The organism is Pseudomonas sp. NPDC078700, assembly GCF_044542375.1.
GTDB lineage: Bacteria > Pseudomonadota > Gammaproteobacteria > Pseudomonadales > Pseudomonadaceae > Aquipseudomonas.
Genome location: NZ_JBITUI010000003.1, coordinates 422,399 through 446,964 on the forward strand (window position 1 = coordinate 422,399; position 24,566 = coordinate 446,964).

Below are 24,566 nucleotides of genomic sequence, written 5' to 3' on the forward strand. Positions count from 1 at the left end.
CGGTCAACATTCTTTTGATCGGTAATACCAATCTGCTACAGCTTAGGAGTTAGGGCTTAGGACAGGCTTGGGTCAATCACCAAAATCAGCTTGCCGCTGACCTGATTACCCGCAAGTTCGGCAAACGCAGCTTCAGCATCTTTAATCGGGAAGCTCTTTACAAGCTGTGGGCTGATGCGGCCTTCGCTAAACAATGGCCAAACCTGTTGCAGCAGATCACTCATCAGATCCGCCTTAAACTGGTCGTCCCGGCTGCGCAAGGTCGAACCAATAAACTGCACCCGCTTGCTTAACAGCAGCGCCATGTCCAATTCAGCCTTGCGTCCGCCCATTAAACCAATGTTTATCCAACGCCCATCCAGCCCCAACAACTGCAAGTTGAGCGCAGCATATTTGCCGCCAACTGGGTCGAGAATCACATCAAATGGGGCAAAATCGCGCAGCGCTTGCGGGCCATCATCCCCCCGCAGAACACCGCCCTGTGCACCCAGGCCCTCACAATAAGCCAAGCGCTCAGCCGAACCTACACTCACCCAGCAAGGGCTTCCAAAGGCCTTACACAGCTGAATGGCCGCCGAACCCACACCGCTGGCACCCGCGTGCAGCAGCACTTTTTCACCCGGTTTAAGTCCGGCCAATTGAAATAAATTAAGCCAAGCGGTCGCGTACACCTCGGGTATAGCGGCGGCTTCATGGAGTGAGACACCGTCTGGCACTGGCAACGCATGGCGCGCATCGACGACCACTTCTTCGGCCATTCCACCGCCAGTGAGCAGCGCACAAACCCGATCGCCCACCTGCCAATCGCTACCTGCACCGACTTCTGTCACCACTCCGGAGCACTCAAGGCCGAGCGCAACGCTGGCACCAGGTGGCGGCGGATAAAGCCCTGCACGCTGCAGTAAATCGGCTCGATTAAGCCCTGCAGCCGCCACTTTTATACGGATTTCACCCACATCACAGGGTGTGTTTGTGAGCTCTAACCACTCAGTACGACCTTCAACGCCTTGCAATGCCTTCACGCTGCCTCCATAGTGCATTTGAACCGAGCCCGGCACGACTGTCGGGCTTTTGCATTGCGCCGGTGGAACTCGGCGCCCTTAAAGATGGCCTAATATGCTTTATCAACAGCCCCTACGTCGAATCAGCATGAAGCGTTCATTTATCAGCGCCACCCTCGCCCTTGCCCTCGGACTGAGTGCATTGCCTTTGGCAGCAAAGACCACCAGCGACCATAGCTGGGATTATTTGACGCCTGATCGCGAACAAGTCATTGCAAGTCTCAACGTAGTGGAGCTGCTTAAGCGCCATCACTACAGCAAGCCACCGCTCGATGATGCCCGCTCGGAGATCATCTACGCCGGCTACTTGAAGATGCTCGACCCTCAGCGCAGTTATTTTACTGACGCCGATATCGCCGAGTTCGACAAGTGGAAAGATCAGTTTGATGACTTCCTCAAAAGCGGCAACCTTGAGCCTGGCTTTGTCATGTACAAACGCCACCTTGAGCGCCTGAAAAATCGTCTCAACTCCGCCTTGGCGATGCTCGAAAAAGGCGTCGACAAAATCGACTTTACGGTCAATGAAGAATTAACCCTCGACCGCGAAAAATCGCCGTGGGTTAAAGACGAGGCGGCTTTAGAAGACCTTTGGCGTCGCCAGGTCAAAGATGAAGTGCTGCGCCAGAAGATCGCTGGCAAAGACACCAAGACCATTCAAGAAACCCTGATCAAGCGCTACAAGCGCCAGTTAGCGCGACTTGACCAAACCCGTAGCGAAGATATCTTCCAGACCTACATCAACGCCTTCGCGATGTCCTATGATCCGCATACCTCTTATCTGTCGCCAGATAACGCGGAAAACTTCGACATCAACATGAGCCTGTCGCTCGAAGGTATTGGTGCCGTGCTGCAAAGCGACAATGACAACGTCAAAGTCGTGCGCCTGGTTCCTGCTGGCCCTGCTGAAAAGAGCAAGCAGATTAAGCCTGCAGACAAAATCATCGGCGTCGCCCAAGGCGATGACGAGATGGTCGATGTCATCGGCTGGCGTCTGGATGAAGTGGTCAAACTGATTCGCGGCCCTAAAGGCTCGAAAGTGCGCTTGGATGTGATTCCGGCAAGCAATGCACCGAATGACCAGACCAGCAAAGTCGTCACTATCACCCGTGAAGCGGTGAAACTTGAAGACCAAGCGGTGCAAAAGTCGATTCTCAAGCTTAAGCACGATGGCCGTGACTATAAGCTCGGCGTGATTGAAGTACCTGCCTTCTACCTCGACTTCAAAGCATTCCGTGCTGGCGACCCGAACTACAAAAGCACGACCCGTGACGTTAAGCGGGTATTGACTGAGCTGAAGAAAGAGAAAGTCGATGGCGTTGTGATGGACCTGCGCAACAACGGCGGCGGTTCCCTGCAAGAAGCCACCGAACTGACCGGCCTGTTCATTGATCAAGGCCCAACGGTACTGGTACGCAACAGCGACGGCCGTGTTGATGTGCTCAACGATGAAAACCCGGGCATCTTCTACAATGGGCCAATGGTGTTGCTGGTTAATCGCCTGTCCGCCTCGGCGTCAGAGATTTTCGCAGGTGCCATGCAGGATTATCACCGCGCCTTGATCATCGGCGGCCAGACCTTCGGTAAAGGTACCGTACAAACCATCCAACCACTTAACCACGGCGAGCTGAAGCTGACCCTGGCCAAGTTCTACCGGGTTTCGGGACAAAGCACACAGCATCAAGGCGTGCTGCCTGATATCGCCTATCCGGATGTAATGGACACCAAGGAAATTGGCGAAAGTGCGCTGCCTGAAGCCATGCCTTGGGACACCATCAGCCCGGCCATCAAGCCTGAGCGCGACCCGTTCAAGCCTTACTTGGTGCGCCTCAAGGAACACTACGAAGCGCGCACGGCACACAACCCAGATTTCACATACGCGCGTGACAGCTTGGCGCTTGCGCAAAAGCTCATGAAGGAAACCGAAGTCAGCCTCAATGAAGTCACCCGCCGTGCACAGCACAAGCAAATCGAGGGCGAGCAACTGGCCATCGAAAACAACCGACGCAAGGCAAAAGGCGAAGAACTGCTGACCAAACTCAAAGAGGTGGATGAAGACGCCACCCCGACCGAGGAGAAGAAAACCAAGCCGGAAGATGATGCCTTTCTTAGCGAAGCCGGGCAGATTCTGCTCGACTACCTGAACTTGAGTTCAGCTGTCGCTAAGAAATGATCTGCACCTGCTCAAGCTCGAAACGGAGTTTGAGCAGGTTTGAGATTTGCCCCTAGCGGCAAGTCGAGCTGTCATTAAAGAGTCATTAATTTGTCGCAAAATCAGGGGCTGATATCACTATCAGCCCTTTGTTTTTTCTGACGCTGAGACTCTAAATGACCGTCCCCGAGCAGTTGAGCGCCTTGGATCACATCCTGGCTCACGGCGACTTGCATAGCCTTTTCCAACCCATAGTTTCGCTATCTGAGCGACGCATCATCGGTTACGAGGCGCTCACTCGCGGCCCGTCCAATAGTGTCCTGCACTCTCCGGTTAACCTATTTAGCGTGGCGCGTCATGCCGGTCGCCTCAGCGAGCTGGAAATGGCTTGCCGTAAAAGTGCCTGCCAAGGTTTCAGCCAACAAAAACTCGAAGGCAAGCTGTTTCTCAACGTCTCCCCCGACTCATTGCTGGAGGCCAATCACCGCCCCGGGCGCACCCTGCAACTGCTGCAAGCATTTGGCATATCACCCAACAATGTGGTGATCGAGCTCACCGAGCAAACCCCAACCGAAGACTTTGGCTTGCTTCATACCGCGCTGCATCACTACCGTGCAATGGGCTTTTCAATTGCTCTCGATGACCTCGGCGCTGGTTATTCAAGCTTGCGGTTATGGTCAGAGTTAAGGCCTGACTACGTAAAAATTGATCGCCACTTTATCGACGGCATTCACCTCGACTCAGTAAAACGTGAGTTTGTTGGCTCAATCCTGAAAATGGCTCAAGCTTCACGGGCAACGGTCATAGCCGAAGGCATTGAGCTTGAAGAAGAACTCGCAGTGCTGTCAGAGATGGGCATCGACTTGCTTCAGGGCTATCTACTCTGCCGCCCGCAGGAGCAGCCGCCACGTGATGCACGCAAGCTACTGCCTATACAGCACAACTCGCCTGCCACATTCAGTGAGGAAGGAGGTGACCTCTGTGCCCTACTCAACGAACAACCTGCCGTGACCATCAACACCTCAACAGCCGCGGTGCTTGAAGCTTTTCGCCTGCAAGCCAACCTCAATTCACTTGCGGTGCTGGACGATGAGAAACAGCCTGTCGGTATAGTCCACCGCCAAGCCTTTGCTGACGCGCTGCTTAAACCCTTTGCCGCCGAACTCTTTGCTCGCAAACCCATAAGCCGGTTGATGAGCACCGACTTTCTCAGCGTCGAGATTGGCCAATCACTGCAAAAAGTCAGTCGCCTGCTGACCAGCCGAGCGCGCCAACGCATTGAGGAAGACTTCATCATCACCCTCAACGGCCGCTATCAAGGACTTGGCAGAGTCATTGATGTGCTCAAGCTCATTACCGAACTGAAAATCCAGCAAGCCAAACACGCCAACCCACTGACCATGCTGCCCGGCAATGTCCCCATCCAGCAATGCCTTAACCGCCTGCTCCAGCAAGCCAGACCTGCTGTGGTTTGCTATGTGGATATTGATAACTTCAAACCCTTCAACGACTTGTATGGCTACGCCAAAGGCGATGAGGTTTTACTTTACCTGGCTCAATGCCTGAGTGAATGCGTCGACCCGACCCGTGATTTTGTGGGCCACATTGGGGGGGATGACTTCTTGTTGGTACTCAGTTCGGAGCAATGGCGTACTCAACTAAGCCGAGTATTTGAAACCTTTCAAAATCAATGCAGGCGCTTCTACCGTGAAGCAGACTTAAATGCTGGCTGCTTTGTTTCCCATGACCGCCACGGCACACGCCAAGAGTTTGCCTTGTTGTCGATCTCAATAGGCATTGTGCAGATTACCCCGCAATCTTCTACAGACATGGACGCCAGCCAGCTTGCCGCCTTAGCCTCAGAAGCCAAGCACCACGCCAAGGCAATTCCCGGCTACAGCCTGCACCTGATTGACACAGCCTGAACCCTCTGAAATAGACCGCAGCGAACCTCTGGCAACGTAATTAGTCACAACCTCGCTGCGATAGACTCAGACCTTGCGTTAAGATTGTCGCAGCGAGACTGACTGCCATTGTTGGTAGCCAGCGACATACTTATGACCAAGGCCGGTAACGTGCGCACATCCTTTATCAGCGCATTGATGCGCAAAATCGCCAGACCCATCACAGACCCCTATCGGCGTTATCGCAATGCCAGGCTGATTCACTCGGCACGAATTTCTGTTGGCTTGCTGACATCGATCCTGCTCACCACCGGCTTCAACTTGCCCCATGGCGAATGGGCCTCAGTGACGATGCTGGTGGTAATTGGCGGCCTGCAACACCATGGCAATATTCGTAGAAAAGCAGCTGAACGAGCCGTTGGTACATTGATCGGTGCAGGCCTTGGTTTGCTCTTGGTATTCCAGCACAGCTACATGGATGTCCCGGGGCTGACCTACGTCTTGATGTCCATTTGCTGCGGTTTCTTTGCCTATCACGCCATTGGCAAAGGGGGGTATACCGCCCTCCTCGCCGCCATCACCTTGTTCGTAGTTGCCGGTCACGGCGAAAACCCGATCAGTGATGGTATCTGGCGCGGGATCAATATCCTCATTGGCATTGCCCTGGCACTGATCTTTTCGTTCGCCCTGCCGCTGTATGCCTTCTACTCATGGCGATACAACTTGTCAGGCGCGCTACGCGATTGCGCGACCATACACAGGCGCATCATCAGCGGCATGTCAGTGACCGATGACGAACACCAAAAGCTCCTTAGCCGCCTGAACAAACGGATGGTGGAACAACGCTCGCTGATGCCCTCAGCATCAAAAGAAATGCATGTATCCATGACCCGTCTGGACGCCATTCAGCGCAGCTTGCGCATGTGCATCAGCACCTTGGAAATTCTCTCGCACACACGCCCAGAAGCAGATGACAGCAAAGGTCTGGCACTGTTGCAATCGACCCTCGCACCTGAAAACAAACGGATCAGGGGGCTATTGATCGGCATGGCCCGCGCCCTGCGCCTTGGCTCAGCAAGAATGCTCGATGATCCTGGTCCGACGCAGGAGAAGTTGATTGCTTTGCAAGCAGCTGCTGCCTCCAGCATGGGCGGTTATGTGCTGCTGACATTTGAGCTATCCGCCAGCCTGGAGACCATGCGCCAGCAACTCGCCTACAGCGCCAAGCGCTGGAAAGCCCATTAACAGGCTGGCGATGCGTCAACTACCCCTATGGCCACCAACATCGGAGTCGTCGAGTGGCCAACACGAAGCTTGGCCACCGTGGTTCAAGCGATTGCAAGCTTGAGGTGGCCTCCGTCCGGGGATTATTCGGCACTAAATGGTGGCCGAAAACAGCGCCGACACCCTGAAGCAGCAGGAATGACCTCGCAGGAGAACAGGATTGATTAAAGACCGAGTGATTCGGCACGCATCGCGAAGTGCTCTGCTTGCACGGGATCCGCGGGTAGGCCGGGGCCACCATCTCGGTATAGCTCAGATAAACGCTGCGCAGCCAGTGGATGCCCGGCAGCGGCAGCGATTGCCCACCAATGTGCGGTTTGACTCGCATCGGGTGCTTGCCGAGTGTCGCCCTTGAGGCACAACACTCCGACCTGATATGCCGCTTTTGCATCACCCGCAGTTGCCGCTAAACGCAACAAGCGAGCACCCTCTTCGCGAGCACCCAACCCTTGACCGCGAAACAGCAGAATGTGCCCATAAAAACTCTGGGCATGCACATCACCAATATTAGCCATTCGAGCAAACTGCCCTTCAAGCCACTGCCAACCCCGGGGCTGCTTCACAAACCATGGCCAGTGAAACAAACGTCGAGCTAACCAGTAGCTAAATTGAGCACGCAATTTATGCAGCATTTATTGCTCCGCGGGATAATCGAACTCAAACACCCGCACCACCTCAGCAGCATGCCACGAAGCAGCCGCCACGCCATCAGTCGCGCCACTGAAGCGCCCTAGGCGGGCTACACAATCAAAATAGCCAGTACGCGGAAGGCGGCTAGCGCCTTGGCTTATAACCAGGGAGCTGCGCAACGGACGGTCCGCTCTCGCGTCCAGGGCCGCCAAGTGCTCAAGCGCTGCTGTCAGTGTTTGCATTGCTGGCGCGGGCAATTCCAAACGTTCAATTAGGGCCCGGTAGGTCAACAGATGGCGTTGACGCCGAGCATCATCCAGGGCGATCAGTAGAGCGTCATAGTGGTGTCGAGTAATTCGCACACTCAAGAGTCTGACTCCCAGCCCTCAACGCCCAGATTCCAAGCTAACGCACGCTGAATCGCGGCATCTGGCTCCCGTTCACCACTTTCGATCATCTTTAGATAATGAGGGCTTATCCCCACGGCACGTGCCAATGAATCAACATCCATGCCCTTGGCTTCGCGCAGAGCGCTTAATCGGCTTAAAGCGGTGGTTTCACCAGACTCAGGTTCAGCAACACTCTGAGCGGCCCCTGCTGCCTGCAAAAGCGCTTGATACTGCGCCCAAGGGATGACTGCATATTCAGGCTCACCATCACGTGAGATAACTTGCAAACTCATGTTCAACTCTCCACCCCGTTGCGCTTCTTAATACAGAGCAAATGCTCGTGAGAAAGCGCAGCGCCTGTCTAATTTTTGCAACTGCTAATCAACATCTTAGCAGTCCACAGGGGCAATAAGCGTGATCGACGCCTGTTTGGCGCCATTGAACAAGTCTGCGGGTATCAATTGAGCCCATTAAACCGAGCCGAAATCACCAAGCCTGCCTTGGATTTAAGGCTTGAGCTCTTTCATTTCAAGCGCAGGCAATTCAGGTAATTGCTCGATGCGCTTAAGCTTTTCAGCCGGTTGCTGTGATTGCCACAAGCGGAACATGCGCAGTTCATCTGACCATTTGCGTAGCACCCAAGCGAGCACTGTTAGATCATCAACAAACCCGACGCCGAGAATCCAATCGGGTATCGCATCAATGGGTGTTACGAAGTATAACAACGCCCCCACGAAGGCCAGTAACGCTTCGTTACTAACCGCACGGTACTCGCCTCGCCACCAAGCCATGCACAGACTTTGCAGCAAGACCAAGTCGTCTTTCAAACCGCTCAAGGCTGCACTTTTTTTGGTGATTTTCTGAGTGGTGGCCGCGAGTAATGCTGGCAACCTTCCATTGCTTAAAAAATTTTGTGCAAGCTTCAGGTAGCGCGAAAAATTACGCGGTGTTTTCATCGTGCCTCCCTCGTCAGCCCGCGCCTCGCAAGGGCTGGCATAGGTTATCCACCAAAGCTGTGGATAACCTTGTTAACAAATACTGGATTAGCTTACCAAACGCCCAGCTCATGCGGTTTCTCAACAGATCGGGCATTTTTTGCTCAGCAAATATATTCCTTTAAATTCAATAAGTTATATAAATCAAAGGTTTTTTTCAGGCCGGGTAAAATTGCTAAAAAAGAACTGTTCAACAAATGTGCATAACCGTAACAGTCGTAGACTCTCCTCTTCACTTTCAGACCGAAGAGTCGCTTTTTGGTTCTATTTATGACCCGCAGAAACAACAACGCCCCGTCGAAACGGGGCGCTGTCCACTGTATGAATTACTCGGCCTTATCAGCCTCTGCTGCTGGCTCGGCGGGAGCGCCAGGAGCGGCGGACTCAGCTGCTGCTGGATCCTTGATAGCGATCAGCTCCAAATCGAAAACCAGAACCGAGTTCGCTGGAATTGCCGGGCTTGGGCTTTGTGCGCCGTAAGCCAAATCACTAGGGATATACAGCTTGACCTTCTCACCAACGTGCATCAGTTGCAGGCCTTCAACCCAACCAGGGATTACGCCGTTAACTGGCAGATCAATCGGGCTACCACGCTCAATCGAGCTGTCGAAAACAGTGCCGTCAGTCAGCTTGCCTTCATAATGGACAGTCACGATATCAGTAGGCTTTGGCTGGGCGCCGTCAGACTTCTTGATTACTTCGTACTGCAGACCAGAATCAGTGGTCACGACACCGTCGCGCTTACCGTTCTCATCCAAGAATTTTTTGCCAGCTGCTTTCGACTCGTCACTTAGCTTGGCCAGGCGCTCTTCGGAACGCTTTTGCAGCGAAGCAAATGCCTTAACCAACTCATCATCTTTAAGACGCTGATCTTTCTTGCCGATTGCATCTTCAATGCCCAGAGCGACTGCTTTCGAATCAAGATCGTCCATGCCTTCTTGAGCCAGGCTACGACCCATATTCAGGCCGATACCATAAGAAGCTTTTTGCGCTGGGGTTTTCAGTTCCACGCTGTTGGTTTGCGAATCACAACCAGCGAGCACCAGCCCAACCAGGGCTACCGCAGCTGCTAAACGATGCTGTTTCATGCTTATTCCTTGTTCGGTGCACGCCCGTAGGGCATTCGAGTGAAAGCGCGAGCTTAGCAGGCCACAACGATCACTGGCTACCAGCTTAAGAGTAGGAAAATGCCTATAAGTTCAGCTATTTAAGTCGAAATCCTGCTAAAAGAATCGATCAAAAGCGAAACAGGGTGAACTAGAGGGTGTATTGCAAAAACAGGAGGGGATGTTGCGTTTGAAGCGAGGGGGAAAAATGGCGCAGCGGACGGGACTCGAACCCGCGACCCCCGGCGTGACAGGCCGGTATTCTAACCAACTGAACTACCGCTGCGCGTAACTTCAAAAAGCGAGTTGGTGGGTGATGACGGGATCGAACCGCCGACCCTCTGCTTGTAAGGCAGATGCTCTCCCAGCTGAGCTAATCACCCTTCACTCTCGAAGTGGGGCGCATTCTAGAGAGCCAATCGCACCTTGGCAAGCCCCTTTTAAAAATAATTTTTATTTAGTTGCCAAAGGCTTAGATAAATCCTGAAAAACTACTCTAGCAGGCACTCCTGAGTTAAAACGTTGCCCAAGCGACGCACCTTCACACTATTGAACCTTGCACCGCTGCCGTTTACCCGCTTTTAAGGCAAATGCTCAACTCAGGGTTGGCCTGAGACGCTTACGCGGGAATAATGGCGGCTTTGCGTTAATGGAGAGTCACCCTGCTATGTGGTTTCGTAACCTGCTGGTTTACCGCCTCACCCAAGATGTGCCGTTTGATGCAGATGCGCTAGAAGCCGCACTTGCCGCCAAGCCGGCGCGCCCATGTGCAAGCCAGGAACTGACCACTTACGGTTTTGTCGCACCGTTTGGCAAAGGCGAGGACGCCCCCCTGGTTCACAGCAGCCAAGGATTTCTGCTGATAGCTGCGCGCAAAGAAGAACGCATTCTGCCGGGCAGCGTTGTACGTGACGCTGTAAAAGACAAGGTCGATGAGATCGAAGCTGAGCAAATGCGCAAGGTCTATAAAAAAGAGCGCGATCAAATCAAAGATGAAATCGTCCAGGCTTTCTTGCCCCGCGCGTTCATCCGCAAGTCCGCAACCTTCGCCGCTATCGCCCCTGCGCAGGGCCTGATTCTGGTTGATGCATCCAGCCCTAAGCGTGCTGAAGATCTGCTTTCAACCCTACGAGAGGCCATTGGCTCACTGCCTGTGCGTCCTCTGACCGTCAAAATCGCCCCAACCGCGACCATGACCGACTGGGTCAAAACCCAGAAAAGTGCCGACGATTTTTACGTACTCGACGAGTGCGAACTGCGCGACACCCATGAAGATGGCGGCGTGGTGCGCGTCAAACGCCAAGACCTGACCAGCGATGAAATTCAGCTGCATATGGAATCTGGCAAGCAAGTGACTCAGCTGTCCCTGGCGTGGCAGGAGAAACTGTCGTTCGTACTCGATGACAAGCTGACGGTTAAACGCCTGCGTTTTGAAGACCTGCTGCAAGAGCAAGCGGAACAGGACGGCGGCGATGACAACCTCGGCCAACTTGATGCCAGCTTCACCTTGATGATGCTGACCTTCGTCGAGTTCTTACCGGCCTTGTTTGAAGCCTTGGGCGGTGAAGATACGCCCCAAGGGCTCTAACCCGTTGAATGTTGGGATGCGCCTGACTGACGCATCCCAACGTTTGCTCCACCCTATAAATAAGAGTGGCGCATGCCTCTGCCTCAGTCCTAACCTTCCGTTGGATCAACAACATGCGTGCATTAATTAGCCTGAGCCGTTTTGTCGGTAACACTTTCGCCTTGTGGGTGCTGTTATTTGCAGTCTTGGCCTTTATGTTGCCAAGCGTATTTTTACCGCTCACAGCCTGGATCGTACCGCTGCTGGGTTTGATTATGTTCGGCATGGGCCTGACCCTGAAAACCGAAGATTTTCGTGAAGTTGCCCGTCGCCCAATCCGTGTTTTTGCCGGCGTTATCGCGCAGTTTGTGATCATGCCGTGCCTGGCGTGGCTACTGTGCAAACTGCTCAACCTGCCAGCCGAGATTGCCGTCGGGGTGATTCTGGTCGGCTGCTGCCCAGGCGGCACCGCGTCAAATGTCATGACCTGGTTCGCCCGTGGCGATGTCGCGTTGTCAGTGGCGATCACCGCAGTGACCACCCTCCTCGCTCCGCTGGTGACCCCTGCACTGATATGGCTGCTTGCCTCAGCTTGGCTGCCGGTATCCTTTATGGCGATGTTTATCTCGATCCTGAAAATGGTCCTGTTGCCAATCATCCTCGGCATTATCGTCCAGCGCCTGCTGGGTGAACGCGTCAAGCTGGCAGTTGATGTACTGCCGCTCATTTCAGTGGTCAGCATCGTAGCGATTGTCGCTGCCGTTGTTGCTGCAAGCCAGGCCAAGATCGCTGAATCGGGCCTGCTGATCATGGCAGTGGTGATCCTGCATAATGGCATCGGCTTGGCGCTTGGCTACCTTGCCGGACGAATGATGGGCATGCCATTGGCGCAGCGCAAAACCATGTCCATTGAAGTCGGCATGCAAAACTCAGGGCTCGGCGCTGCCCTTGCCAGCGCCCACTTCTCACCACTGGCAGCAGTGCCTAGCGCCCTGTTCAGCGTTTGGCACAACCTTTCCGGCCCTCTGGTCGCAAGCATTTATCGACGCATGAAAGATGAAGCGCCAGAGCAAGAGAAGTAAGACAGAAACATTTGGATATTGCGGCGCTTCACCGCGCCGCTCTTCCAGCGTAAAACTAGGGTAGACTAGGCAAATATTGAGGACGACCTCAAACCACACACCCTTTGTTCGGGGACGACCCCAGCGACGTTTGCTTATCGTCTGGAGGTTTGTATGTCTTGGATTATTCTGTTTTTCGCCGGCTTGTTCGAAGTTGGCTGGGCTGTCGGCTTAAAGTACACCGACGGCTTTACCCGCCCCCTACCTACCGCACTGACCATCGCCGCCATGGCGATAAGCCTGATGCTGCTTGGCATGGCCATGAAAGACCTGCCGCTCGGCACCGCTTACGCGATCTGGACGGGGATTGGCGCCATCGGCACTGTGATTGCGGGCATTATTTTGTTTGGCGAATCCATGGCGCCCATGCGCGTGATCAGTGTGGCCTTGATCGTTTGCGGCTTACTCGGCTTGAAGCTCAGCAACTAAAATCCAACAGCCCGCCATCCTGCGCTGGCGGGCTGTTGGTCATGCTCAACGAATATCGCTACGCAGCAGCTCAACCTGCTCTTGCAGATACCCACGGCTAGCCTCTTCAGCAGCAATAGGCTGTCCGGCAACCAAAGTGATACGCGACCACAGACGCTTTAAAAACACCTTTCCCGGGTCACGGCTAAAGAAGCTCCCCCACAGGCCTTGCAGCGCCATCGGAATCACCGGCACAGGGGTCTCTTCAAGAATGCGCTCAACCCCACCCTTAAACTCATTTATCTCGCCATCAGTGGTCAACTTGCCTTCGGGGAAGATACACACCACCTCACCATTGCGCAGGTATTGGGCAATCTTCTTGAATGCCGCATCGTAGATCAGCAGGTCTTCATGACGCCCGGCAATCGGCACGGTGCCCGCTGTACGAAAGATAAAGTTCAGTACAGGTAGATTGTAGATTTTGTAGTACATGACAAAGCGCACTGGCCGCCGAATCGCGCCGCCGACCAGCAAGGCATCGACAAAAGAAACATGGTTACAGACCAACAGCGCTGCACCTTCATCGGGAATCGCATTTAAGTGCTTGTGCTCAACGCGGTACATCGAATGGCTAAGCAGCCAAATCATAAAGCGCATGCTGAATTCTGGAACAATCTTGAAGATGTAGCTGTTGACGGCAATGTTCATCAGCGAGATGACCAAAAACAGTTGCGGGATCGACAACTTGGCCAGTGTCAAAAACGCAATCGAAACGATTGCCGAGACCACCATAAACAAGGCATTAAGAATATTGTTCGCGGCAATCACACGCGCCCGTTCACGCTCAACACTGCGCGACTGAATCAATGCATAGAGCGGCACGATATAGAAGCCACCAAACAGGCCTATCCCCATGATTGAGCCCATAATTGCCCAGGCCTGGGCGTGGCTCAGCACACCGAGCCAGTCATAGGGTTGCGCGCCTTGTGGAAAACCACCTGAAACCCACCAGAGCAAAATACCAAAGACCGTCAGGCCAATAGAACCAAACGGGACTAAACCAATCTCGACCTTCTCACCGGACATTTTCTCGCACAGCATCGAACCCAGGCCAATACCCAGCGAAAAGACCGTGAGAATCAGGGTCACAACGCTCTCATCGCCGTACAGCCAGTTTTTCGCGTAAGCCGGAATTTGCGTCAGGTACACCGCACCGAGAAACCAGAACCACGAATTCCCCACCAATGAGCGTGACACGGCTGGGGTCTGGCCCAGACCGATTTTCATTGTTGCCCAGGACTGGCGGAAGATATTCCAATCCATCTTCAGCTCGGGCAAGGCGGCAGGCCCAGCGGGAATTTTGCAGCTGGTTAGATAGCCCAGCACAGCGACAGTCACCACAGATCCCGCGACGATGCTGGCATAGTTGCTGCTGGCCATGATCACGCCAGCACCAATGGTCCCCGCCAGAATGGCCAGAAATGTGCCCATTTCAACCAATGCGTTGCCGCCAATGAGCTCACGCTCCTGCAAATGCTGCGGCAGGATTGAATATTTAACCGGGCCAAAAAGCGCTGACTGGGTGCCCATCGCAAACAACACCAACAGCATTAGCGGCAAGCTACCCAGTATCACCCCTGCCGCACCCGCGAGCATGATGATGATTTCAGCGAACTTGATCTTGCGGATCAGCCAGTCTTTATCGAACTTCTCACCGAACTGCCCACCCAGCGCGGAGAATAGAAAAAACGGCAGGATAAACAACAGCGCGCACAGGTTGACCAATAAATCGCGGTCTGCAGTCACCGTGAGCTTGAAGAGAATGGCCAGAATCAACGACTGTTTGAAAATATTGTCGTTAAAAGCGCCGAGCAACTGAGTCAAAAAAAACGGCAAAAACCGCTTGGTGCCGAGTAACGCAAACTGCGATTGTTGGGTCATCGTCCATGTACCTGTGGCGGATTCGTTATGCATTTGACTGCATCCCATCCGCCGAAAGCCACATCCAAAGGAATTATTTGCAGATAATTAGTGAAAAAGCACAGTAAACCTCACCCCCACCCAAAGGGGGTGGAAGATCCCGAATGTTAACGAGCGCAATGGTGGCTGAAAAACCTCAGCGCCCAGTACAAGCGGGAGTGGCGCGCTTTCATTGTATAAAATGTTAAATCGGCAACTGTCCCATTGCCCAACGCAGCAGGAAAAACACCAATAACCCACCACCGATTGTGGCCAGCAGATGCCGAGTAAAGGCCGCGATAGCAATGGTGATCAAACCCGCGATGAGGTAGACGTTGTCCAGTGACAGCTGCCAATGCTGCCCGTCAGGTAGCAGCATGCCAGGCACGACGATCGCAGTCAGTACAGCGGTTGGCACGTAGTGCAGGCCTTGGCGCACCAAGGGTGGAAAGCTCAAGTTTGGCAAGGCAAACAAGCTGTAACGAATGCTGAAGGTAATGACCGTCATGCCGAAAATCAGCAACCAATTATCCATCAGGCAAGCTCCTGCTCTGGCAACTCAGTGCGTCGTTCCAATACCACACCGACAATAATTCCACTGAAGGCCGCAGCCATTAGCCCCAACTTGTAAGGCAGGTCATGGCAGGCTAAAGCAACCGCCGCAGCTACCAACGCCGCTGCAACCTGTGGCCGATTACGCAACATTGGCACCACGATGCCGATAAATGTCGCGAGCATGGCGAAATCCAACCCCCACTCGGCCAGGTTCGGCACCGACTGACCAAACACCAAACCAATCACCGTGCACAGCAGCCAATTGCTGTACATCGCCAGTGATGCGCCGAGAAAATACCAATGCTTATTGACCGACTCATCACCCAAGGCATAGCGGTGTTGCACTACAGCAAAGGCTTCATCTGTCAGCCAAAAGGCCAAACTCATGCGCCAGCGAGTAGGCAAGTGACGCACAAACGGCTGCAAGCTGGCGCTGTAGAGTGCATGGCGCAGGTTGACCACAAAAGTGGTCAGCAGTATGACGGTAATGCCGACGCCCCCCCCGAGCAAACTGATCGCAATAAACTGCGCAGAACCAGCAAAGACAAAAACCGACATCGCCACGGTTTGCCATGGGCTGAGCCCTGCAGTTACAGCCAGGCTGCCATAGATAATGCCGAACGGCATGGCCCCCAACAGCATTGGCAGCATGTCGCGGACACCTTGAGAAAATTCCTGCACGCGGGTCATAACACTTCTCCTTGACCCGCAAGCCTAACGCAGGCGCAGACGTGCAGCTTGAACGATATTGCTCACCTACAGAGTTTTGCCAACAGGCCTACTGCAGACTTGCCAACCCCAAACTTGCCGCTCGATACGCGCCGGGCGCAACACCAAAGACCTGCTTGAACTGACGACTCAAGTGGCTTTGATCAGCAAAGCCAAGCTGCATGGCCACTTGCAGCGGCATACACCCCTGCTTGAGCAAAGCCCGAGCCTGACTTAGACGCCGCTGCTTCAACCAAGCATGGGGCGGTAAGCCCGTCGCCCGGCGAAATACTCGAGCAAAATGAAATGGCGAAAGATTCACCGCTGCCGCCAAAGCCTCAAGTGAAGGTGGGGCGGCTAACTGGCTGCTGAGCAGCTCCTTGGCTTGCTCCACCGCCCGGGTTTCACGGCCCGGTGCACGCGGCTCCGCCACCTTGGCGTAGCGCTGGAACAACAGCAAGATCGCTTCACGCCAGACGATTTGCTGCTGCAAGGCGTCAGCGCCACCCTCCAGCAACAGGTGCAAGCTAGTAAATGCGGCGTGCAGTTGTGGGTCGTGGAGTACGCTAAGCGCAAAGCTGGGCAGCCCGGACCCGGCGAGATCAAGCTCTTGCAATACGCCGAGCACTTGGCGGTTGTCCGGATAAAATGCGCGATATCGCCAACCATCATCATGGGCCTTGGAGCCTGTATGAACCTCATCAGGATTGATCAACACCATGCTGCCTTGCGGCGCTAAATGGTCGCTGCCACGATGCCTGAATTGTTGAGCACCGTTTTGAATCACGGTGAAAACAAAGCCCTCGTGAACATGGGGAGCAAAGCGCTGCTGCACATAGCGCGCATGCAGCAGTTCGACATCGGCCAAACCGTTAGCCTGCCAGAACCGTGTTTGCTCACCCACCTGACTCATTGCTTCACAACGCGCTAAACCGCGCCTCCAATTGCTGTTTGATTGCTGGCCACTGCTGATCAGTGATGCTGTATAGCACGGTGTCATCAAGGCGCCCATCAGCCAGGCGGCGATGATTATGCAGCAAGCCCTCCCGCTCAGCGCCAAGTTTTTCTATCGCGGCCTGCGAGCGCAAATTACTCGCCGCGGTTTTTAACTGCACACGCACCATTCGCCAGTTTTCAAACGCATGGCGCAGCATCAGGTACTTGATCATGCTGTTGAGTCCGGTACCGTGCTGGGCGTGATCGAGCCAAGTCCAACCAATTTCGGTGGCGGGCAGCTTAGGCAGAAAATCTGCAAAGCGCGTGGTGCCGACCAATTGATCACCGAGGCGGATTACAAAGGGCAGCGCCCTGCCTTCGCGCTGTTCCGATAGCCCCTGACGGTACCAGTCAAGGCGCTGGGCACCATCGACGTAGACCAACTCATGCCGGTTAGCTTCTGCTAACTCGACCAACGCCGGAATATCCGCGTCAACCATTGGCTCGATGCGCAAGGCGCCCCGCTGCAGGGTTACTAATTGCGGCTTGAACATAAGGCTCCTCTACATGCGTTTCAAGCAACAGATCACGCTAACAGGCTGGCTGGCACTACACAAAGTCCGAACGTTGATTTATTGCCTTGCACGCGCTCTGCGACCAAGGTCGCAACTGACGTTTGCAGACTTTACTGCGACACTGTCGGTACGTTTGAAGCGCCACACCCAAGCAACCTGAAAAGTTGTGTTGAGGTGGCCAGCTGTTTTTTCTGAAACGCCAAAAATATTATAAACATCGGTTGCTAGAAATGAGACCGAGTTAAACCTACTTAGTTTGCTGTTGGAGTCTGCATGTCGCTGTCTGGCGGGCTGATCGCTGCTGTTGCCCTTACTTATATGGCGGTCTTGTTTGCGATCGCATTTTATGGCGACAGACGTCGCAAACCCTTGCCGTCCAAAGTTCGCGCTTGGGTCTACAGCTTATCACTGACAGTTTACTGCACAAGCTGGACATTCTTCGGCGCGGTGGGCCAGTCTGCCGAGCAACTGTGGTCGTTCTTGCCTATTTATATCGGCCCTATTCTCCTGCTGCTGTTCGCGCCCTGGGTGCTGCAGAAAATGGTGCTGATCAGCAAACAAGAGAACATCACCTCAATTGCTGACTTTATCGCTGCGCGCTACGGCAAATCGCAAGGCCTTGCCATCGCGGTGGCGTTAATCTGCCTGGTTGGTGTGCTGCCCTATATTGCCTTGCAACTCAAAGGCATCGTGCTCGGAGTAAACCTGTTGGTCGGTTCCGTACCCAACTCCACCGGCACCCGGGCGCAAGACACTGCACTGATTGTCACACTGGTATTGGCGCTGTTCACTATTTTATTCGGCACGCGCAACCTTGATGCCACCGAGCACCACCGTGGCATGGTCTTGGCTATTGCCTTTGAATCCCTGGTAAAGCTGCTGGCATTTCTCTCGGTTGGTGCCTTTGTAACTTTTGGCCTCTTCGATGGTTTTGCCGATGTATTCAGCCAAGCGAAACACTCCACCGAGCTGACTGACTTCTGGCAAGTAGCGGTCAACTGGCCCGCCATGCTTGTGCAAACCTGCCTGGCAATGATTGCAATAGTCTGCCTGCCGCGCCAATTCCACGTCACCGTTGTAGAGAATATCGAACCCCAAGACCTGCGCTTAGCGCGCTGGGTTTTCCCGGCGTACCTGGTGCTGGCGGCAATGTTTGTGGTGCCAATAGCCCTGGCCGGGCAGATGCTTCTGACTGATGGTGTGACCTCCGATTCATTTGTGATCAGCCTGCCGCTAGCAGAGGCTCACCCAGCGCTCGCCTTGCTCGCGTTCATTGGGGGTGCCTCAGCGGCAACCGGCATGGTTATTGTTGCCTCTGTTGCACTCTCGACTATGATTTCAAATGACATGCTCTTGCCTTGGCTTTTGCATCGCAACAGCACCGAACGGCCATACGAGGCATTCCGCCACTGGATGCTTACGGCGCGTCGCCTCAGCATTGTATTGATCCTGTTGCTCGCCTATGTCTGCTATCGCTTACTGGGGTCCAACGCGAGCCTTGCCACCATCGGTCAAGTGTCATTCGCGGCTATTGGTCAATTGGCACCGGCTATGTTCGGCGCTTTAGTGTGGAAACAGGCTAATCGCCGTGGCGTGTTTGCCGGGCTGCTTGTTGGTGCGATTATCTGGTTCTACACCCTGATAATCCCCTTGATAGTCGGCGGCCTGGGTTGGTCGATTGACCGCATGCCCGGTCTTCACACCCTGCTGTATGCACCCATTGGTTTTGAAGTGGATGCATTGACCCGCGGCGTGGTGTTGTCGTTGGCGGGCAATATGCTGCTGTTTGCCTGGGTCTCATACTTCTCACGAACCCGCGTCTCGGAACATTGGCAAGCCGGGCGTTTTATTGGCCACGACCTGGGCAGCAAGCTCGGCGCACGCAACAGCCTGGCGGTGCAAGTAAATGACTTGCTGCTGTTGGCCAGTCGTTTTGTTGGCGAAGAACGGGCGAAACAGAGCTTTATGCGCTTTGCGGTGCGCCAAGAGCTTGAGTTCAACCCCAACCACCAAGCCAACAGCGAGTGGATCGCTCACACTGAGCGCTTGCTGGCCGGCGTGCTGGGTGCCTCCTCGACACGGGCAGTGGTAAAAGCGGCAATTGAAGGCCGTGACATGCAGGTTGAGGATGTCGTACGCATCGTCGACGAAGCCTCTGAAGTGCTGCAGTTCAATCGAGCCTTGTTGCAGGGCGCGATTGAAAACATCACGCAAGGCATCAGTGTGGTCGACCAGTCACTACGGCTGGTGGCGTGGAACCACCGCTATATCGAGCTATTCGAATACCCAGAGGATTTGATCTCAGTAGGCCGCCCAATTGCAGATATCATCCGCTATAACGCTGAGCGCGGGCTCTTTCGTGAAGGTGGCATTGAAGCCAACGTCAGCAAACGCCTGTACTGGATGCGCAAAGGTGCACCCCACACCTCTGAGCGCATGTTTCCCAATGGCCGGGTGATCGAACTGATCGGCAACCCAATGCCGGGTGGCGGGTTTGTCATGAGCTTCACTGACATTACCGAGTTCCGCCAAGCCGAGCAGGCCCTTAAAGAAGCCAACGAAGGCCTCGAGCAGCGGGTCAGCGAGCGCACCCATGAGCTGTCGCAACTCAATGTTGCACTGACCGATGCCAAGGGTAATGCTGAAGCGGCCAATCAGTCGAAAACCCGCTTCCTGGCAGCAGTCAGCCATGACCTGATGCAACCTTTGAATGCGGCTCGACTATTCTCCGCCGCACTGTCCCATCAGGATGATGCCCTGCCCCATGAAGCGCAGGAGTTGGTGCGTCATCTCGACACCTCGCTACGTTCTGCTGAGGAGCTAATCACCGATCTATTGGATATCTCGCGCCTGGAAAGCGGACGCATCACCCCAGACTGCAACCCCTTCCCGCTCAGTACACTGTTCGACACCCTCGGCGCTGAGTTCAAGGTATTGGCTGCCGAACAAGGTATCGATTTTCGTCTTCGCGGCAGTCGCCAGCGTGTAGACAGTGACATTCGCCTGTTGCGCCGCGTGCTGCAGAACTTCCTGACTAACGCCTTCCGCTATGCCCAAGGCAGGGTGATCCTGGGCGTGCGCCATACTCCCGGCCATTTGCGCCTTGAAGTGTGGGATCGTGGCCCGGGCATTCCTGAGAATAAGCGCAAAGAAATTTTTGAAGAGTTCAAACGCCTCGACAGTCATCAGACCCGCGCAGAAAAAGGCCTGGGCCTGGGCCTGGCGATTGCAGACGGCCTGTGTCGCGTACTTAATCACCCTCTGGAAGTGCGCTCATGGCCTGGTAAGGGCAGTGTATTCAGTGTCACCGTTCCTCTGGCACGGGCCCCGTTACACAAACCTGTCGTTATTGGCGCTGAACAAAATAATGCGCTGCTTCCAGGCTCCCACGTGCTGTGTATCGACAACGAAGACAGCATCCTGACCGGCATGCACAGCTTACTGTCTCGCTGGGGCTGTCAGGTTTGGACGGCGCGCAATCGCTTGGAGTGCGAGCACCTGCTGAGCGAAGATATTCGTCCGCAACTTGCGCTGATCGACTTCCATTTGGATGAAGGCGACACCGGTACGGAGCTAATGGCATGGCTGCGCACTCGGCTCGGCGAGCCGGTGCCCGGCGTGGTGATCAGTGCTGATGGTCGTCCTGAGTTGATTGCTGCTGTGCATGCGGCAGGGCTTGATTACTTGTCCAAACCGGTCAAACCAGCAGCGCTACGAGCCTTGCTCAGCCGACACCTGACCTTACGCTAAACCTAAAATGGTTAACGGGTGGGTAGCGCTTTTTTACCCACCAAAACGTCGGCAATCCTTGCGCGAACTCAGAATTTTGCGCTGGCAGGTGGTTTGGCTCTCGTTAGGCTGCGACAAGCTAAGCTTGTCCACCAATATCGTCCAATCGACACACTATCTGAGCTGCAAGTGACGCGCTGTCTTCCCTAGGGTTTGTTTGGCCAGGGGCAACAACGCGCTGCGCTGCCCGGCCAAGCTTCAAGAAAATCCATTTATTAAGGCATTCGCTGCCTAACGCATTGGCAAACTACTGGGTATACTTCCAGTAATGTTGATGCGGAGTTGCATATGCCTATTGATTTACCCAGTGTGTTCATCGGCCTTGCCGGGGCCGGCATTCCTTTATTGGCACTGGCGCTGGTGCTGCAGCGTCGGGCTGCTGCACTGGGGTTTGAATGCAGCTTGCTGCAGGAGCGCTTAAGCAGCGCGCAACTGGCACAAACTGGCTTGAGTGCCCAGCTCGATGCCTGCCGCGAAGAAATCTCTGAAATCGCTGAAATCAAAGCCGATCAGCAAGCCGAGCTCGCGGCTATGCGCCGTGAGGCCGAACTGTTGCAGCATGAGCAACAAATAGCCCGAGAAGCGGCCCGCGACTGGCAGCAGCAGCGTGAGCAGCAAGAAGCTGAATTGCGTCGCCTAGGCTCAGAACGCGCAGCCCTTGGCGCTGAGCTGCGAGATCAGCAAGAGCACCATCAGCAGCGTCTCAATGATTTACAAGGTTCGCGAGATGAATTGCGTGCGCAATTTGCTGAGCTTGCGGGAAAGATTTTCGATGACCGTGAACAGCGCTTTGCTGAAACCAGCCAGCAGCGACTAGGCCAGTTGCTCGATCCGCTAAAAGAACGGATTCAGGCATTCGAGAAGCGCGTCGAAGAAAGCTATCAGCATGAGGCCCGTGAGCGCTTTTCCCTCGGCAAAGAGTTGGAACGCCTGCAGCAGCTCAATCAACGTTTAGGCGATGAAGCCACCAACCTGACCCGTGCCTTAAAGGGCCAGAAGACTCAAGGCAACTGGGGTGAGTTAATTCTTGAACGAGTGCTTGAGCACGCGGGTTTGGAAAAAGGCCGCGAGTACCAAACCCAAGTCAGCCTGAGAAGCGCCGAGGGCGAACGTTTTCAACCTGACGTATTGATCCAGTTGCCCGGCGACAAGCAAATTGTGGTGGATGCCAAAGTCAGCCTGACTGCCTACCAGCACTATGTGTCGGCGGAGGATGACGCCAGCCGCACGCAGGCGCTAAAGCAGCATGTGCAGTCGCTGCGCAGCCATCTCAAAGGTTTGTCGATTAAGGATTATCAGCGCCTTGAAGGCCTGCACAGCCTGGACTTTGTTTTGCTTTTCGTACCGATAGAAGCTGCATTCGCCGCTGCATTGCAGGCCGAGCCTGGACTTTTTCAGGAGGCATTTGAGCAGAATATCGTGATCGTCAGCCCAACCACCTTGCTGGCCACTTTGCGGGTGACAGACAGCCTCTGGCGTCAAGAACGCCAAGGCCAGAATGCTCGGGAAATCGCCGAGCGCGCCGGGGCGCTGTACGACAAATTCTATGCCTTTATCCAAGACCTCGACGAAGTAGGCGCACGCCTGCAGCAACTGGACAAGGCTTATGCCTCGGCGCGTAACAAGCTCTGCGATGGCCGCGGCAATATTATTAGCCGTGTCGAGAATCTAAAGCTACTGGGTGCCCGCGCCAGCAAAAGCTTGCCAGCCGACCTGCTCGACCAAGCAGCGCAACTGCCCTTGGATGACGCCTAAACATAGGGAAGACAGCGCTTTTCTGCCCGTCACTTAGACCACAGCTATTTCGCCGATTTGCCAGTCTTGATGGACAAGCTCCGCGTGTGGCCCCCTAGGAAAGCCAAAACCGGGTAGATCACAAGAGAGGTCTTGGCATAAATACCTGGCTGAAAAAACCCCGGAAAACGCCCATAATGACAACACAAGCGACACCATGAAAGGCCAGCAACTATGACCACAATCCACTTCCGCATAGATGAAGAAACCAAGCGACTAGCGACGCAGGCAGCCGCCCGACAAAAAATTAGCCTGACGGAGTTAATGAGACAGCGGGCGCAAGAACTGGCAGCTCAAGAGCGCCAGTATCAGGACAATACGCAGGATGATTGGCTAGAACAGCAAATCTGCGAAGCCTTCAGTCGTTATGATGCCGGAAACAGCGTCTTTATCAGCAATGAAGAGATGAGCCAGCGCATGGATAACCTTAAGGTTCTGGCAGCGCAAGGTAAGTTGTGAAGCATCATGTACTTTGGGAGAGTCGGGCTCAGTTAGACCGAGAAAGCAACTACCGCTTCCTATTTAAGGAAGCAGGGTTGCAAGTAGCGAACGCCACGGACGATAAGTTCAAGGTGTTAGCTGCGTTGCTGCAGGAAAACCCGCAGGCCGGGGTATAAATCGCGCGCTCAGCTAAGCAGCGCAGATTGACGGTAACACGCTTCCCATTCGTGATGGTGTATGCGATTGAAGCCGAGAACGTGCTTATCTTGCGAGTACTTCATACGTCGAGAAAAATAGCCACAAGTTACAGACAGCTTAAAGCCTAAACATTGGGAAGACAGCGCTTTTCTGCCCGTCACTTACACCACAGCTATTTCGCCGATTTGCCAGTCTTAGCGGACAAGCTCCGCGTGTGGCCCTACAGGGTTTTGAGCAACGCTTTGGCTTCTTGTGAACCGTGGGCGGCGGCCTGCTCAAGCCATTGATGGGCTTGACGCGGCTCGTTAACGCGAGGCTTGAGATAATGACGGCCCAACTCCAGCTGAGCACAGCTATCACCGGCACGCGCAGCCAGACGCAGCATTTCAAGGCCCATACGGCGGTCGCGAGTGTTACCACAATCACGGCAAAGCATTTGCCCCAAACGGCTTTGCGCAGCGACCACTCCTTCACGGGCAGGCTGCTTGAGCAGTTGACCCGCAAAGCGCTTAACCGAAGGTGCATGACCCAAACGCGGGCTGTCGAGCAGCCACAGCGCGACGCGCATCGGTAACTTTGAACTAATGGAGACAGGTGCTGCTTGGGTACGGGGCAATACGCGAGGCATAAATAACGGCGTTAGGCTGGAAAGGCGCGCCACTCTACTCTTTTTTTTTCAGAGGTAAACCCCTAAACAGACTAATGTGACAAACGTATGTAACGCCTAGGCAGACAATCCACAGAAGCTGTGGATAACTCGGTGGACAAGATGGGAGCAAGCGCTGTGAACGCCTGTAGTATGGGGGCTGAGCTTAAACTGACGATTTTTTCACCAGCAAAAAAAATTGATATTTTTCATTGACTTAAAAAATCTCTATGAATAATCAATGATTTACGGCGCTCTTTGAAACAAGCTTGATAAGGCGCATTGAAATTGTGCACAAGTCAATTTACCGCAGGTCAGAAATGCCCTAATAGAGCGCATATTTACCATCTT

At 54.3% G+C, this 24,566-nt stretch carries 21 protein-coding genes and 2 tRNA genes; 9 read left to right on the forward strand and 14 right to left on the reverse strand.

Annotated elements, in window-relative coordinates; translation table 11 throughout:
- Positions 1-56: 56 nt before the first annotated feature.
- Positions 57-1,022: a zinc-binding dehydrogenase gene (locus ACIGCM_RS12310; protein ID WP_397502343.1), complete on the reverse strand. Its 966-nt coding sequence runs from the start codon at positions 1,020-1,022 to the stop codon at positions 57-59.
- Positions 1,023-1,149: 127 nt separating this feature from the next.
- Between ACIGCM_RS12310 and ACIGCM_RS12315 the strand changes: the two genes are divergently transcribed.
- The 3 genes from ACIGCM_RS12315 (at position 1,150) to ACIGCM_RS12325 (ending at position 6,359) form a co-directional block, all read left to right on the forward strand.
- Positions 1,150-3,231: a carboxy terminal-processing peptidase gene (locus ACIGCM_RS12315; protein WP_397502344.1), complete on the forward strand. Its 2,082-nt coding sequence runs from the start codon at positions 1,150-1,152 to the stop codon at positions 3,229-3,231.
- 155 nt (positions 3,232-3,386) lie between these two features.
- A complete protein-coding gene (locus ACIGCM_RS12320; RefSeq protein ID WP_397502345.1) occupies positions 3,387-5,135 on the forward strand; it encodes a bifunctional diguanylate cyclase/phosphodiesterase in 1,749 nt (582 codons plus the stop codon).
- Between the two features lie 177 nt (positions 5,136-5,312).
- Positions 5,313-6,359 carry an FUSC family protein gene (locus ACIGCM_RS12325; protein WP_397502727.1) on the forward strand — a complete coding sequence of 349 codons (1,047 nt, stop codon included), beginning with the start codon at positions 5,313-5,315 and terminating at the stop codon, positions 6,357-6,359.
- Positions 6,360-6,562: 203 nt separating this feature from the next.
- Here ACIGCM_RS12325 and ACIGCM_RS12330 read toward each other — a convergent pair whose 3' ends face one another.
- The 7 genes from ACIGCM_RS12330 to ACIGCM_RS12360 all read right to left on the reverse strand — a co-directional run bounded on the left by ACIGCM_RS12330 (position 6,563) and on the right by ACIGCM_RS12360 (position 9,901).
- The gene (locus tag ACIGCM_RS12330) at positions 6,563-7,030 is read right to left on the reverse strand and encodes a sel1 repeat family protein (RefSeq protein WP_397502346.1); all 468 of its coding nucleotides are present in this window, start codon (positions 7,028-7,030) and stop codon (positions 6,563-6,565) included.
- Positions 7,031-7,396, reverse strand: coding sequence for a hypothetical protein (locus tag ACIGCM_RS12335; protein WP_397502347.1), 366 nt, complete (start codon positions 7,394-7,396; stop codon positions 7,031-7,033). It lies immediately after the preceding gene.
- Positions 7,393-7,710, reverse strand: a complete 318-nt coding sequence (locus ACIGCM_RS12340; protein ID WP_397502348.1) for a multiprotein-bridging factor 1 family protein — start codon at positions 7,708-7,710, stop codon at positions 7,393-7,395. The genes ACIGCM_RS12335 and ACIGCM_RS12340 overlap by 4 nt, the downstream gene beginning before the upstream one ends.
- Before the next feature lie 213 nt (positions 7,711-7,923).
- Positions 7,924-8,373 carry a YkvA family protein gene (locus ACIGCM_RS12345; RefSeq protein ID WP_397502349.1) on the reverse strand — a complete coding sequence of 150 codons (450 nt, stop codon included), beginning with the start codon at positions 8,371-8,373 and terminating at the stop codon, positions 7,924-7,926.
- Between the two features lie 365 nt (positions 8,374-8,738).
- On the reverse strand, positions 8,739-9,500 hold the full coding sequence (locus tag ACIGCM_RS12350; RefSeq protein ID WP_397502350.1) for an FKBP-type peptidyl-prolyl cis-trans isomerase: 762 nt from the start codon (positions 9,498-9,500) through the stop codon (positions 8,739-8,741).
- 227 nt (positions 9,501-9,727) lie between these two features.
- Positions 9,728-9,804, reverse strand: a tRNA-Asp gene (locus ACIGCM_RS12355).
- A gap of 21 nt (positions 9,805-9,825) precedes the next feature.
- Positions 9,826-9,901 (reverse strand) — tRNA-Val (locus ACIGCM_RS12360).
- 284 nt (positions 9,902-10,185) lie between these two features.
- Here ACIGCM_RS12360 and rdgC point away from each other — a divergent pair.
- The 3 genes from rdgC (at position 10,186) to sugE (ending at position 12,635) form a co-directional block, all read left to right on the forward strand.
- Entirely contained in the window at positions 10,186-11,106 is a 921-nt protein-coding gene (gene rdgC, locus ACIGCM_RS12365; protein ID WP_397502351.1) for a recombination-associated protein RdgC, read from the forward strand.
- Between the two features lie 113 nt (positions 11,107-11,219).
- A complete protein-coding gene (locus tag ACIGCM_RS12370) occupies positions 11,220-12,167 on the forward strand; it encodes a bile acid:sodium symporter family protein (RefSeq protein ID WP_397502352.1) in 948 nt (315 codons plus the stop codon).
- Positions 12,168-12,320: 153 nt separating this feature from the next.
- Positions 12,321-12,635 (forward strand): quaternary ammonium compound efflux SMR transporter SugE, encoded by a 315-nt coding sequence (sugE, locus tag ACIGCM_RS12375; protein ID WP_397502353.1) that lies wholly within the window; start codon positions 12,321-12,323, stop codon positions 12,633-12,635.
- A 45-nt stretch (positions 12,636-12,680) separates the two neighbouring features.
- Here the strand turns inward: sugE and ACIGCM_RS12380 are convergent, their stop codons facing one another.
- From ACIGCM_RS12380 to ACIGCM_RS12400, 5 genes are all read right to left on the reverse strand, one after another.
- The gene (locus tag ACIGCM_RS12380; RefSeq protein ID WP_397502728.1) at positions 12,681-14,555 is read right to left on the reverse strand and encodes an MFS transporter; all 1,875 of its coding nucleotides are present in this window, start codon (positions 14,553-14,555) and stop codon (positions 12,681-12,683) included.
- Positions 14,556-14,778: 223 nt separating this feature from the next.
- Positions 14,779-15,108 carry an AzlD domain-containing protein gene (locus ACIGCM_RS12385; protein WP_397502354.1) on the reverse strand — a complete coding sequence of 110 codons (330 nt, stop codon included), beginning with the start codon at positions 15,106-15,108 and terminating at the stop codon, positions 14,779-14,781.
- Positions 15,108-15,818: an AzlC family ABC transporter permease gene (locus ACIGCM_RS12390; protein ID WP_397502355.1), complete on the reverse strand. Its 711-nt coding sequence runs from the start codon at positions 15,816-15,818 to the stop codon at positions 15,108-15,110. Before ACIGCM_RS12390 ends, ACIGCM_RS12385 begins: the two co-directional genes overlap by 1 nt.
- 88 nt (positions 15,819-15,906) lie before the next feature.
- Positions 15,907-16,749, reverse strand: coding sequence for an AraC family transcriptional regulator (locus tag ACIGCM_RS12395; protein WP_397502356.1), 843 nt, complete (start codon positions 16,747-16,749; stop codon positions 15,907-15,909).
- A 4-nt stretch (positions 16,750-16,753) separates the two neighbouring features.
- On the reverse strand, positions 16,754-17,326 hold the full coding sequence (locus ACIGCM_RS12400; RefSeq protein WP_397502357.1) for a GNAT family N-acetyltransferase: 573 nt from the start codon (positions 17,324-17,326) through the stop codon (positions 16,754-16,756).
- A 294-nt stretch (positions 17,327-17,620) separates the two neighbouring features.
- Here ACIGCM_RS12400 and ACIGCM_RS12405 point away from each other — a divergent pair, with 294 nt between their 5' ends.
- The 3 genes from ACIGCM_RS12405 to ACIGCM_RS12415 all read left to right on the forward strand — a co-directional run bounded on the left by ACIGCM_RS12405 (position 17,621) and on the right by ACIGCM_RS12415 (position 23,389).
- Positions 17,621-21,097 (forward strand): NahK/ErcS family hybrid sensor histidine kinase/response regulator, encoded by a 3,477-nt coding sequence (locus ACIGCM_RS12405; protein ID WP_397502358.1) that lies wholly within the window; start codon positions 17,621-17,623, stop codon positions 21,095-21,097.
- A 441-nt stretch (positions 21,098-21,538) separates the two neighbouring features.
- Positions 21,539-22,891 carry a DNA recombination protein RmuC gene (gene rmuC, locus ACIGCM_RS12410; RefSeq protein ID WP_397502729.1) on the forward strand — a complete coding sequence of 451 codons (1,353 nt, stop codon included), beginning with the start codon at positions 21,539-21,541 and terminating at the stop codon, positions 22,889-22,891.
- Positions 22,892-23,104: 213 nt separating this feature from the next.
- Positions 23,105-23,389, forward strand: a complete 285-nt coding sequence (locus tag ACIGCM_RS12415; RefSeq protein ID WP_397502359.1) for a hypothetical protein — start codon at positions 23,105-23,107, stop codon at positions 23,387-23,389.
- A 400-nt stretch (positions 23,390-23,789) separates the two neighbouring features.
- Here the strand turns inward: ACIGCM_RS12415 and ACIGCM_RS12420 are convergent, their stop codons facing one another.
- Positions 23,790-24,197 carry a tetratricopeptide repeat protein gene (locus ACIGCM_RS12420; RefSeq protein ID WP_397502730.1) on the reverse strand — a complete coding sequence of 136 codons (408 nt, stop codon included), beginning with the start codon at positions 24,195-24,197 and terminating at the stop codon, positions 23,790-23,792.
- Positions 24,198-24,566 lie beyond the last annotated feature (369 nt).